Annotated in this window: 12 protein-coding genes; 1 reads left to right on the plus strand and 11 read right to left on the minus strand. The window is 61.4% G+C overall.

The window, feature by feature from the left end:
• Positions 1-23 precede the first annotated feature (23 nt).
• Together F6X42_RS08535 and F6X42_RS08540 are read right to left on the minus strand one after the other, a co-directional pair.
• On the minus strand, positions 24-1,625 hold the full coding sequence (locus F6X42_RS08535; RefSeq protein ID WP_187633785.1) for a sugar phosphate nucleotidyltransferase: 1,602 nt from the start codon (positions 1,623-1,625) through the stop codon (positions 24-26).
• A 91-nt stretch (positions 1,626-1,716) separates the two neighbouring features.
• Positions 1,717-2,712, minus strand: a complete 996-nt coding sequence (locus F6X42_RS08540) for a GlxA family transcriptional regulator (protein ID WP_187634018.1) — start codon at positions 2,710-2,712, stop codon at positions 1,717-1,719.
• Between the two features lie 880 nt (positions 2,713-3,592).
• Here F6X42_RS08540 and F6X42_RS08545 point away from each other — a divergent pair.
• Positions 3,593-3,742 (plus strand): hypothetical protein, encoded by a 150-nt coding sequence (locus tag F6X42_RS08545; protein WP_187633786.1) that lies wholly within the window; start codon positions 3,593-3,595, stop codon positions 3,740-3,742.
• Positions 3,743-3,758: 16 nt separating this feature from the next.
• Here F6X42_RS08545 and F6X42_RS08550 read toward each other — a convergent pair whose 3' ends face one another.
• The 9 genes from F6X42_RS08550 to F6X42_RS08590 form a co-directional block, all read right to left on the minus strand.
• On the minus strand, positions 3,759-5,261 hold the full coding sequence (locus F6X42_RS08550) for an MFS transporter (protein ID WP_187633787.1): 1,503 nt from the start codon (positions 5,259-5,261) through the stop codon (positions 3,759-3,761).
• A 61-nt stretch (positions 5,262-5,322) separates the two neighbouring features.
• Positions 5,323-6,573, minus strand: a complete 1,251-nt coding sequence (locus F6X42_RS08555) for a CaiB/BaiF CoA transferase family protein (protein ID WP_187633788.1) — start codon at positions 6,571-6,573, stop codon at positions 5,323-5,325.
• Positions 6,570-7,586, minus strand: a complete 1,017-nt coding sequence (locus F6X42_RS08560; RefSeq protein WP_187633789.1) for a hydroxymethylglutaryl-CoA lyase — start codon at positions 7,584-7,586, stop codon at positions 6,570-6,572. The genes F6X42_RS08555 and F6X42_RS08560 overlap by 4 nt, the downstream gene beginning before the upstream one ends.
• 245 nt (positions 7,587-7,831) lie before the next feature.
• Complete coding sequence (locus F6X42_RS08565; RefSeq protein WP_187633790.1) at positions 7,832-8,725, minus strand: LysR family transcriptional regulator; 894 nt, start codon at positions 8,723-8,725, stop codon at positions 7,832-7,834.
• Between the two features lie 1,144 nt (positions 8,726-9,869).
• Entirely contained in the window at positions 9,870-10,109 is a 240-nt protein-coding gene (locus tag F6X42_RS08570) for a hypothetical protein (RefSeq protein WP_187633791.1), read from the minus strand.
• Between the two features lie 168 nt (positions 10,110-10,277).
• On the minus strand, positions 10,278-10,697 hold the full coding sequence (locus tag F6X42_RS08575; protein WP_187633792.1) for a hypothetical protein: 420 nt from the start codon (positions 10,695-10,697) through the stop codon (positions 10,278-10,280).
• Positions 10,698-10,774: 77 nt separating this feature from the next.
• On the minus strand, positions 10,775-11,257 hold the full coding sequence (locus F6X42_RS08580; RefSeq protein WP_187633793.1) for a hypothetical protein: 483 nt from the start codon (positions 11,255-11,257) through the stop codon (positions 10,775-10,777).
• The gene (locus F6X42_RS43420) at positions 11,258-12,205 is read right to left on the minus strand and encodes a 3D domain-containing protein (RefSeq protein WP_222945525.1); all 948 of its coding nucleotides are present in this window, start codon (positions 12,203-12,205) and stop codon (positions 11,258-11,260) included.
• A gap of 2 nt (positions 12,206-12,207) precedes the next feature.
• A complete protein-coding gene (locus tag F6X42_RS08590; RefSeq protein ID WP_187633794.1) occupies positions 12,208-12,537 on the minus strand; it encodes a hypothetical protein in 330 nt (109 codons plus the stop codon).
• Between the last annotated feature and the right edge of the window lie 266 nt (positions 12,538-12,803).

Below are 12,803 nucleotides of genomic sequence, written 5' to 3' on the forward strand. Positions count from 1 at the left end.
CAAATGGGGCGTGCATGGGCTGCCTAAGGGCAGCGGCCGTAGTTGTCGTTGAACCTCACGATGTCGTCTTCGCCGAGATAGGTACCCGACTGGATTTCAATGATTTCGAGCGGCACCTTGCCGGGGTTTTCCAGCCGGTGACGTGTGCCGAGCGGAATGTAAGTCGATTCGTTTTCGCTGAGCAGGAACTGCTCTTCGCCGCGCGTGACGAGCGCGGTGCCGCGCACCACCACCCAATGCTCGGCGCGGTGATGATGCAGTTGCAGCGACAGCTGTGCGCCAGGCGTCACGACGATGCGCTTGACCTGGAAGCGCTCGCCGCGATCGATCGAGTCGTAGAAGCCCCACGGGCGCCGCACCTTGCGATGCGCGTCGGCCTCCGGCGCGTGCTGCGCCTTGATGCGCGACACCAGCCCCTTAACGTCCTGCACGTGCGAGCGATCCACCACCAGCACCGCGTCGGCGGTCTCGACCACGACGACGTTCGCGGTGCCGACGCACGCGACCAGCCGCCCTTCCGAATGCGCATAGCAGGACACCGCGCCTTCGAACGTCACGCGGCCGCGGCCGGCGTTGCCATTCGGGTCCTTCTCCATTGCGGCCCATACCGCGTCCCACGAGCCGAGGTCGGACCAGCCGGCTTCGAGTGGGACCACGACACCGGCGGGCATGGCCGCGGCCGGGCTTTGAGCCTGCGCATCGGTCGGTGCCGCGGCTGGCGTTTCGAGCTTGCTCGCGCTGTCGCCCTGGGCCGACGGCTCCTCGGCCAGACGCTCCATCACGGCGTAATCGATCGAATCGGCGGGCACGTCGAGGAAGCCGTCGTGCGACGGCCGGAACACGTCGCCGTCCTGGCGGCCGCTCGCGAACGCGCTTGCGCACGGCGCATGCATGTCGGGCCGCAGAGACGCGAGCGTGTCGAGCCACACGCGCGCGCGCACGATGAAGATGCCGCTGTTCCACCAGTAGGTGCCCGCCGCAACGTACTGCGTCGCGATTTCCTCGGCGGGCTTCTCGACGAAACCGTCGATCGCATGGCCCCCGGCGGCCAATGCCGCGCCGATGCGGATATAGCCGAAGCCGGTGTCGGGACGCGTCGGCGGCACGCCGAGCGTCGCGATCGCGCCCTCGCTCGCGTGATGCGCCGCGCACACGAGCGCGCGCTGCAGCGCGGGCACGTCGGCGATCGCGTGGTCGGCCGGCATCACGATCAGGATTGCGTCGTCGCCGCCCGCGCACGCGAGCGATGCCGCAAGCGTCAGCGCGGGCGCCGTGTCGCGGCGCGCGGGCTCGACGATCAGACGCGCGTCGACGCCGTTCTCGTGCAGTTGTTCGGCGATCACGAAACGATGCTCCTCGCCGCACACGACGATCGGCGATGCGTCGACGCTCCAGCCCGCGGGGAAGCCATCGAGCCGCCGCGCAGTCGCCTGCAGCAGCGAGTCGGAGCCGACCACGTCGATCAGCTGCTTCGGAAAGTTTTCGCGCGACACCGGCCAAAGCCGCGTGCCCGAGCCGCCCGCGAGAATGACGGGGACGATGTGCGCGCAGCGCGCGCCAGCCACCCCGGCGCTTGCGCCGTTCGGCTCGACGGATCGGGCGCTCACACCTGCCTGCGTCAACATATCGGGCATCCTCATCGTTCTGCACGGTACGACAAACAACGGGCCCGGCCTCCGCCTGTGCTGCGCGGCTGCCTGATTGGCCCCGTATGCGCTACTCGCCCGCCATGCGGCGGCTTTGAATCCTGAACTCAGTCGGCGAAATCCTCATCCGCTTGCGAAACACTTTCGCGAGCCGGTCGCCGTTGCCCATCCCGGTGCGGCGGGCGATCTTGTCGACCGGCAATTCCGATTCGGTCAACAGGCTGCACGTCACCGCGAGGCGCTCGTGCAGCAGGAAACTCGACGGCGTGATACCCATTTCCAACTTGAAGCGGCGCAGAAAGTTGCGCTCGCTCATCGCCGCGAACTGCGCGGCATCCGCAATCGAAATCGCCTGCTGGCAGTTTTCCTGCAGCCAGCGCGCCGCCGCGCGAACCTTGTCGCCAGGACTCATGCCGCCGTCTTCGCCGAGCAACGGCGCGAGGTTCGTCGACGAGTCGGACAGCAGCCGTTCGGCAGCCGAGCGTGCGGTCGCGTTGCCGAGATCGCGCTTGATCATCGCGAGCGCGCTGCGCATCGATTCGAGCCGGTCGCTGACTTCGACGACGCCCTGCTCCGCCGCGCGCCCGCCATTCGTGGCCAGGGTTGGCTGGCGCGCGCTGCTCGCGTCCTTGTCCTCGGGCAGGGACGCCGCATCGAGCACCGAGCGCCCTTCGGCGATCGGTCGGATCATCGCGGTGTTGCGACGTACGCGCCGCAGCCACCCGAGCAGCCGCTCATCGCGCGCCGCCGATGCGGCGCCCTTGCCGCCCGCCACATAGAGCGCGTCGAAGCCGCCGTAATGGCGCGCGTCGAGGCCGTCGGTCCATACGCGCAAACCCGACGATGAAGTCACCATGCCGCCGTCGGCGGACAGGAACGACACGTCGTAGAGCCACGCGCCCGAACCGGAAGTGGCAAGTTCGTTGGCAGCCTGAAACACCTCGGCGATAACTCCCGCCCCCTGCAGCGAGCAGTCGTTGAACATCAGAATCGCCACACGACGCACGCCCTTGTTCGGCGCATGCACCCAGCGCAGCATTGCAGACTCGAGACTCGCGCAGGTCATAGTCATCCTCTCGACAGAAAACGATCTACTACACCTTTTACGATCACGCACAATGCGAACTCCGCGCAGTGCATCATAGCGACGGCCTCCAGCACTCCGCCGCCGTGTCCGAAAGTGCAGACATATTGGCACTATGACTACGTGATCGGCCAGTGCAATTCGGCGCAATACCGAATGACCGCCTTTTGAATGGATTAATCGTCTATCCGCATATGGTTGAATATGCACTCGCGAAGCTTAATGCAATTCGGGAATTGAATGCGTACGCCACCGCACACTGCGGGGCACTCGAAAAACGGCGTCCCTTCGCCTTATCCACCCGCTGGCGCGTATTTTGAAAGTTATTTTTTGCGAGAACGCCGGTTCGATGAGTCGAAGTCACCCCCGTCCTCCCCGGCATACTCGGGCCTGATCGAAAACTTTCACTGACAGTGCCGGCAGCGCGGTCCAACTGATCCTTCCGGCGTCCAAATAAGCATTCGACGCGCCTGAAAAAATTATTTAATCCATTTTTTATTGCCATCTGGAATATAAACGCGGCGATTGACGTTTCAAACTTGAAACATCGATATCGGACGACTTTAGCGTGCCCCGCAATAGGCGGGCGAATGGCGGAATATGTCGGATGGACCGGGTCCCATTCCGCCAACCCGGTTGCGGAAATGCGCTATGAAGTTTCCGCCAGGCGGGTTGCGCATAGCGGACGAAGTCCGCCATCGCCTTAGGCAACGATGATGACGCCCGATCAGAATGCGCCGCGCAATGGCACGATCCGGCGAGAATTCGGCGTCGACTGACAGGTTTACGGCGGGCAAGCGCACAGAGAAGTCAAGCTTGAACGGTTTACGATGCCCCCGACAAACGCGCTGGAACCGCACACATGAACGGCATTTCATGGGCCACGCTGATACTTGCCACGATAATCGGCGGGCTGCTGTTCGCGATGATCGGCATGGTGCTGCTCGCGCTCCTGCTCGGCAACGTATCGGACCGGCTGTCGAGCAACGACGAGACCCGCCGGGACTCCTAGCTGCTTCGAATCCTGGCTACTTCGAAATATCCTCGAGCGCGACATCGCGCGTCTTCGGTCCCAGCGTACCGATCGCGACCATCACGATCGCCATCGCGCCGGAGATGAACATAAACACGCCGTTCACGCCGAAGCGACCGAGGCAGGCGGCAATCACGAACGCCGAGAACATCGCCGAAATCCGGCTCCACGAATAAACGAAGCCGACCGCGCGCGCCCGGATGCCGGTCGGAAACAGTTCCGCCTGGTACGCGTGATAGCTATATGAAATGATGTTGCCGGCGAGCACGAGGCACACGCCGAGACTCACCAGCAGCACCGTCTCACGCGCCTGGCTGAACGCAACTCCGCATACGACGTTGACCGCCGCCATGCAGATGATGACGGTCTTGCGCTCGAAGCGATCGGCGATCAGCAACCCGAGCAACGGCCCGAGCGGTGCCGCGATCGCGATGATGCTCGCGTACATCAGACTCGTCGTCACCGTGATGCCCTGCTTGATCAGCAGCGTCGGAATCCAGTTCGCGAAGCCGTAGTAGCCCATCGTCTGGAACACGTGAAAGATGATCAGCATCAGCGTGCGCTTGCGATACGGCGGCACCAGCAGATCGCGAAACGCCGCCCGCGCGCGCACCGGTTCGGGCCGCGCGGGCTCGGGCAACGGCAGGCCGCATTGGCGCTGATATTCGCGCGCGACGCGTGCTTCGAGACGCGTCATCACCGCGTCGGCTTCGTCGAGGCGGCCTTTTTGCGCGAGCCAGCGCGGGCTCTCCGGCAAGCCACGGCGAATCCACCACACCACGATCGCGCCGAGCGCGCCGATCAGCACGACCACACGCCAGCCGTCGAGGCCGAACACGTGCTGCGGCACCAGCCGATACGACAGGAACGCGACGATCGGCACCGCGCAGAAGCCGACTGCTTGCGAGCACGCCGAAGCGCGGCCGCGAATGTGCTTCGGCACGAGTTCGGAAATATATGTGCCGATCGTGACGATCTCGACGCCGATGCCGATTCCCGCGATAAAGCGCCAGCAGTTCAAGCCGAGCGCCGTGTGCTGGAACGCCATCACGATGTTGGCGGCCGTGTACCACAGCAGCGACCAGGTGAATATCGCGCGCCGGCCGAAGCGGTCGGCGAGAAAGCCGCAGGCCGCCGTGCCGATGAAAAGTCCCGCGAACAGCGCGGCGATGAAACTCGCGACGCCGCTCGTGCCGAACAGGCCGCGCGTCGTGGCCGTCAGCAGCCCGCTGTGCACGAGTCCCGGCGCGATATAGCCGGAGTACATCAGGTCGTAGAGTTCGAAGAACATGCCGAAGCTCAGCAGCATCACGAGCTGCCAGATCGTGCGAGTCGCGGGTAGCCGGTCGAGCCGCGCGGAAATGCGCGCGCCGTCGAGCGCGATCGCGCCGGCGCGGCCCGAGCCTGCCGCATCGGCGCCCGCGTCCGTGCGTGAGTCACCCAGCGCACCGGCGTCGCCGAGCGCCGATGCGTATACCGCCTGATTCGACGATTTCATCGTCTGTCTCCAGAATTTTTGGTCTATTGCCGGTTCGAGCGAATGCAGCGCGGCACGACGCTCACGCGGCCGCGCGCGGCCGCGCTTGCATGTCGCCGCCTAGCTCCGCGATCCGCGCGTCGTCAAAGCCGAGTTCGCGCAGCACGTCGACGGTGTGCTCGCCGATTCTCGCGATGGGCCGACGGGGCCCAAGACGTGCACCGTCGATCGAAATCGGCAGCAACGGCATCGCGGTTTCGCTGCCGTCCTCGAGCGTCAGCGGCACGAGGCCGCCGCTCGCGTTCAGGTGCGGATCCTCGAACAGTTCTTCGGGCTTCGTGATCGACGCGAACGGAATGTGATTCCGCTCGAACAGCGGCACGAGCGTCGCGCCGTCGAGACGGCTCAGGCTTTCGCCGAGCGTCTGCAGCAGCCAGCCGCGCGCGAGCACGCGGTCGTTGTTGGTCGCGAGGCGCGCATCGGCGAGCAGATCGTCGCGTTCGAGAATCGCGCACAGCGCGCGCCACTGCGCGTCGCCCGTCGCGGCGATGAACATCTGCTCGCCGTGCGCGAGCGTGAACACGTCGTAGACGGCCCAGGCGCTGATGCGCTCCGGCATCGGCGCGGCGGCCACGCCGGTCGCCGCGAACTGCTGCATGTGCTGCGCGCAGAGCAGCACGCAGTTCTCGAACAGCGCGCTCTGCACCTCCTTGCCGCGGCCGCTCGCGTGCCGCTCGTGCAGCGCCGCCAGCACGCCGATCGCGCCGAACATGCCGCCCATGATGTCGTTGACCGAGCTGCCCGCGCGCAGCGGACGGCCCACCGGCCCGGTCATGTACGCGAGCCCCGCCATCATCTGCACGACTTCGTCGAGCGCGAGACGATGTTCGTAAGGACCATTGAGAAAGCCCTTGTGCGACACATAGATCAGCTTCGGGTTACGCTCGCGCAGCGTCGCGTAATCGAGGCCGAGACTCGCCATGCGGCCGGGCTTGAAGTTTTCGACGAATACGTCGGCGCTATCGACGAGTTGCTTCAGCGCGGCGAGACCGGCTTCGCTGTCGAGATCGAGCGCGACGCTCTTCTTGTTGCGATTGAAGGTCCGGAAAAAGCCCGCGCCGGTGCCGAGCAGCCGGCGAGTGCTGTCGCCGCGCGGCGGCTCGACCTTGATCACTTCGGCGCCGAGATCGCCGAGAATCATGCCGCAGGTCGGACCCATCACCATATGCGACAACTCGATCACGCGGATGCCCGCGAGCGGCAACGCGCCCGGCTGCCGCGAAGACGTTGACGACGAAGACGAAGCGGAGGTGGTGGAAGAATGCGGAGTCATTGCGGCACCTGCGGAACGGAAGAATGGGAACGACGCAAAGATTCGGAGTACTCGTCGGATTCGCGCGCACCCGCTTGCGCGTGCGCGAACTGCTTCGGCAATCCCGCTCGCGCGAGATAGCCGTACAGCGGCTCACCCGGCAGCGCTTGCGCCAGCACCGCGCGCGATGCGAGCAGCCGCGTGAGGTCGATACCGGTGTCGTAGCCCATGCTCTCGAGCATGAACACGAGGTCTTCGGTATTGACGTTACCGGTCGCGCCCGGTGCATGCGGACAGCCGCCGAGACCGGCCAGCGACGCGTCGAACTCGCGGATGCCGTGACGCAGCGCGACCAGCGTGTTGGCCAGACCGAGGCCGCGCGTGTCGTGGAAATGCAGCGAGCGCAGCCTGTCGCCGGCGACGCCGCGCACCAGTTCGATGACCTCGGCGACCTGGCGCGGGGTCGCTTCGCCGGTCGTGTCGCCGAGCGCGATCACGTCGGCGCCGGCCTGCACCGCGGCGCGCGCGATCGCGGCGATATCCGCGTAGGGCACCGCGCCCTGCAGCGTGCAGCCGAACACCGTCGACAAACCGGCGATCAACTCGACGCGGCGCCCAGTTGTCGAGGACGCGCCATCGATCAGCGCGCGCATCGCGGCGAACGCGTCGATCATCTGCGCGGGTGTCTTGCGCACGTTCGCGGCGCTATGCGCGGCGCTCACCGAAATCGGCGCGACGATGCGCTGCACGCCGGCGTCGAGCGCGCGCTGCGCGCCCTTCAGATTCGGCACGAGCGCGGTCACGCTCAGATCGTCGTAGCTGAGGGCGTGCGCGACTACGTCGGCGGCATCGGCCATCTGCGGCAGCAGCTTCGCCGGCACGAACGACGCGACTTCCATGTGGCGCACGCCGGCCGCGTAGGCGGCGTCGATCCAGCGCCGCTTGTCGTCGGTGGACATGATGCGGGCAATGCTTTGCAGACCGTCGCGCAGACCGACTTCGGTCACGACGACGCGCTCGCGGGTGTCATTCATCGGTTTGAATCCTGATCGTGGACGCGGGCCAGGGCGGCCCGTTGGATAGAAGTGATGCGCTAACTGGATCACAGCGTGCCCGCGTGCTGGGGCGCGGCAAAGTCTGCTTTGACGACGCACACCATCGCCGCTCGCGATGGCCGCTCAGGCCGATGAGGCGGGCTTTGACGCTTGCCTGGGTGAAATGCCTAGGGGTTTGTCTGGGGACGTGGCGAAGGCGCGGGTGACGACGCGCGTCGCCCGTCCTACATCATGCCCAGCAGATGCTCGAGCAAACGCGTGGCCGCCAGCGTCAACGCCGCGCGATCGCGCATGCAGATCACGAAGCGCCGCTCGGCCCACGCGTCGCGCAACGGCACGGCGACGATGCCGTATTCGTCGGCGGCATGGCGCGGGAGTGCCTCACGCGGCAGGATCGCGACCGCGAGACCCGCCTGGATGAAGCGATATGCGGCATCGAACGTCGACACATAGGTGCGGTAATTCAACTCGCTGCCCTTCTCCAGCGCGATGCGCTGCATCAGCGCGTTGACCGACGCATTCGATGCGAGGCCCAGATGATCGAACGACAGCGTCTGCTCGAAGCCGATCTGCGTCTCGCCCGCGAGCGGATGCGCACGCGGCACGATCAGCGCGAGATGGTCGGCGCGATACGGCAACGTGTCGAGACTGCCGAGCGGCACCGTGTCGCGGCAGATGCCCAGATCGGCGACGCCCTCTTCGAGCCCACGCACGATGTCAGCGCTAACGCGCTCCTCGACGTCGACCCGAATCGCCGGATTCGCCCGCAAAAACGCCGACAACGCCTCGGGCAAAAACTCCACCATCGACGACACGTTGGCGAGCACGCGCACATGCCCACGCGCGCCGGCTGCATATTCGCTGAGTTCGGCCTGCAGGCGTTCGTGGCCGCGCATGATGAGCCGCGCGTGGCGCAACAGCGCTTCGCCGGCGGCGGTCGTGCGCACGCCGCGCTGGCTGCGCGACAGCAACGCGACATCGACAAGCGCTTCGAGATCGGCGAGTCGCTTGCTGACCGCCGACGGCGCGATGAACTCGCGCTCGGCCGCGCGCGCGATCGTGCCTTCCTCGCATACGGCGATGAACAAGCGCAGTGTCACCTGATCGATTTGCCACATCGGCGCAGTGGATTCTGGGTTGGGGGTGGGGGGAATTATGGTTGATCGCGACGTCTTTAGCAGCCATCGCGAGCCGGCAGATTAGTTTCGCGGAATTGCGACCGACGCTCGTTTCAACGCCCCCGAATCGTCTCGATACCAGACATCGAGGCGATCACGTTCCCAGCGAAGTCTTTCAACGTCCGGTCGAGTGTACGAAGTCGCAAGGTGCAGTGTTGCCACAGGTGCCTTGCCCGCAAAAAGTCTAAAAACCTCGAGCGGGTTAGACGCCACACTAACAACCAGACGGCGCTTGATGTCAATCGCGTCTTGCGCGACTAACTCATGCCCGTCAACCTTGTTCGGCGGACTGAAAAACATATCGTTGCGGCAGCCAGTACCACAAGGGAACCGCATCATTGCGATGTCTCCGTACCATTGAATTCCCGGTCGGACTGATGTCTTGATGATTGTCTGTGTTGGTTTTCCGTTTTTTAACGCAGAGACAACACAATCATCGGACGCTCCGTTGTGCTTGCATTTCATGGATATCGCCCATCCAGCGGGACCTCGATGCAGATCATTGACAGGCTTATCTGGACCATATGCCGCCAAAGGGAGAGCGTAGCTGACAGTAGCCAAACACGGCAGAATGATGCTAGCGCACGTTCTTGTAAAACTTGAGGTCATGTTCGAAAACCCCTGAAGGATTTGGGACTTGTATAGCATCCGGTGTAAGAAAGCGGGGCACCGCTGGATACATCTTCGGATTTTTTTATGTAGCTGGGCCTGCGCATCAGGGCTGTAATAATGCGTCGCCCCTGGTATCGGATTGGAAGCGGACGCAGCGTAACAGGCTTCCCCCGCCGCGTCCAGGCTGTCATTCCAGGTCGCCTTGTTACCTGGAAGCTGTGCTTCGCTGGCTCGACTTCGATTATTTGATTGCCTTGCTTGTCGGCGTCACGCGCGGATCGTCGCACAGTCGCTGGCAGCCACCCTTGCATAACGGCATGAGACCCACGCTAAGCTGTAAATATCCACTGCGCCCAGTACTATCTTCTGGATAAGGCAACGTCTCCAGATGAGTATCAACATATATATATTGCGGTTTTATACGAAGTTGAATCAAAAATTCTTTTAGTTGCTTACCCCGCGATTCTGCCAGTTATTTAGCATTGGTTTCCCCAACGTAAGCGTTTGCGACGATTTGGGCTTGAATCTCAACATCGGGCCATTGCCGGGCATTCAATACCATGCCCACCATTTTTAGACGGTAGGAATTTGGAATTCCCTGGTAGTTCAGTGGAACGCTTTCGGTCAAATCTTCTGATACGGTACAAGCGATCACTTGCCGCGACATGGCAAAAGAGAATACAAAAAAAACGGATAAAATAATTTTTTTCATCAGATTACCAAATCTACTTTTCCGCAAATTCATCTGAATTGAACGTATCCCGGCCACGCATCAACGAAGCGCACCTGCGGGCGCTCATGCTTCCCACGCTTGACGCTCAAATGGAAAGCACAGCGAAACGGGGCGACTATTGCAGTAGTACGGTTCGAAGCTTCGAAGCTATTGTGCTTCGGGTGGCTCGACTTCGATACAGTCCAGTGTTTCCGTAATTGAAGTGGTTCTGCGTAGATCACTGCCGGTTATTTGCCGACGGTGGCTATCAAAAAACTCTGTTTTAGTATCGATTACAAGGGTAACGGGAGTGTCGCCTTGCGGACTATGCCAGATAGCCTGGAACCTGTATGGCCCCATTCGCGCGCCGCCCATATGGGGCATTGTCAGACTATCTACTCGTACTCCCCACCCGGTATCTGTGACCGAAAACGATTGCAATATAAATTCCTTGAATTGCGGACGATCCTTCAGCATCGGCATGATGTTATCGGTGAAGCTAATCGCCCCTTCTGCGTAGGCGATCGGAACCAGCAAGGTACAGAACAACCAGGCGCTGAGTGCCTGCGCTAAACGTCGTTTAGCCATAACTCTATTTCTCAATGGCGGTGCTGGTTTGCGTGACCCGGCTGCGCGGAGCCCCGCCTGAACGAGGCAGCATCGCGCTATCTGCCGCGTTGGCCGTTTTTTGCCGAGCACGTCTGTGGCTCGATACTGTGCTTTAGTCCACCGGGCACAGATTCCGACTGGTCTTTTTCCGGCGGCTCTATCGTTACGCTCTCGATGTATTCTTCAATGCGAACCGCCTTTTGCAAATCGCCTCCCACCTTCCTTCCGTGCGCGTCGACAAAATCAGTGTGCGTATTGATAGTGAGAATCACCGGCTTTACACCTGAATTCCCGTGCCAATTTGCCCACATTGAGTAAGGCCCAATTCGATCTCCTCCTAGCGCCTTCGATTGAATGTCGCCGATTCGCGTCCCCATTGGATCGCCAACGATATCGAAGTTGCAAAGCACCAGCTCTCTCAAGACTGCGTTTTTATTCAATAGCGGAATGATTGTCGAATAAAAATCGACCGACCCCGTCCCATCTAGCGCAAAGGAGACAAACGGAAAAAACAACAAGAGAAAAAAAGCTTTTTTCATTTAATAGCCCAGGAATTTGACACGGGCGTTCTGGAGATCCCCTCCCGATCCTTGCCATGCGCGCGTCGCTGCGCTTCCGGGACCACTGAAGTGGTCGATATGTGCGCCGCGAATGCCACCGCTCGTATCATCGGCAGATCGCTCGCCAACTACTCGTCTACCGTCGCTAGAGGCAATATAAACCCGCGAGCGCCCGGGAATAACGGTAGGATCAATAGCTATCGAACGATTCGCCACTACATCAGCAAAGCAACCATGTGCGGCGTCAGTTTCACTGAGGCGCGCTTGTGCAGGCTTGTTAAGGATATCCGGATGTCCGGCTGCATTTTTATGCCATCCGCCGCCGCCATTCCACCGGACGAAACGATGATCCAGGGTCTCGCCTGTTCCCTGCATTGGTACGCCGGCTGCACCATATAGGAAGTCTTGCCGATGACTTCCGGACACGCCAGGCGCCTGAGCCATTGGGCCGTGCGCATCACGTTCGTCTGCAATGATGTAATGCGTAACCTCAAAACCAGTTTCGTACCATGCTTGCGCCAGCGTTATGCGCAGAGGAACCGCCGTTATATCTTCGTCGGCTACCGTAAGTGTCAAGTCTCCTGATTCGCGCGATTCTAGAATCACCGTCGCGCAACCATCTAAATCGGTCGGACCCGAAATCTGTATTGTGTCGCTCGGACGGCTGCTCCTGATCGATAGGGTTCGCCCGAAAACCGAATCTGTTCGACGACTTTTCACTGTGGCTTGGATAGTCAGATGGTAGAGAATCTTCCCGCCCAACGCTCGCGAGGACGAGGAAATGACAGGCAACTTGTCGCCGAAATTGTTGTCTGGAATATTCCACGACAACAGGTTCGCTGCAATCCTAACTTCAACGCATGAATCCGGGTTTGTGCTCGTACATGCGGTGTCGTGAATCGTTAGCCAATCCGTACTGTCCGGCATTCCTACTTCTCCAATTGAAGTTTAAGACTAGCTGTTCCACGCGCAACTACGCGCACGGTGTGTCCGGTATTGCTTGTGGTTCCAGCTATCACCCGCTCATCGTCAACGACGATCCGGTAACGCACATTAGCGAGCGGTTGACCGTTGCTATCTTTGAGCACGTAATACTCGTCGTGAGTGCCAACCTTCGGCGTCAGCGCTGACGCTGCCTTGTGCTCGCGACAATTACACGCCCATGCGTAACCCAGCGCTTCGGCCATGTCGTAACCGTTTGAATACGACTTCAGCCGATCGAACGGAAACCATTCGCCGGTTTCGGCGTTCAGCGCCATTGCGGACGGCATTGGTGGGAAGTTTGAGTATATTGAATAGGTGATGCGGCAAGCTCGCACTCTTCTTTGCCCACGGTATCACCTTGTTTCTGTTGTCCCATTTGACCTCTTCTGATTTTCCAGAAAACACCCATCGAATAAACCATTTAAACGGGTCACGGTCAACGAGTTTAATTTGAGTCAAAGCTGCTTTGACAGATATTCACAATTGCTCTGGCTATCTCATTTTCAGGCGCATCTTTCCGATATCACCGTCCAACATAAAA

The organism is Paraburkholderia podalyriae (genome assembly GCF_014397785.1).
Taxonomy (GTDB): domain Bacteria; phylum Pseudomonadota; class Gammaproteobacteria; order Burkholderiales; family Burkholderiaceae; genus Paraburkholderia; species Paraburkholderia podalyriae.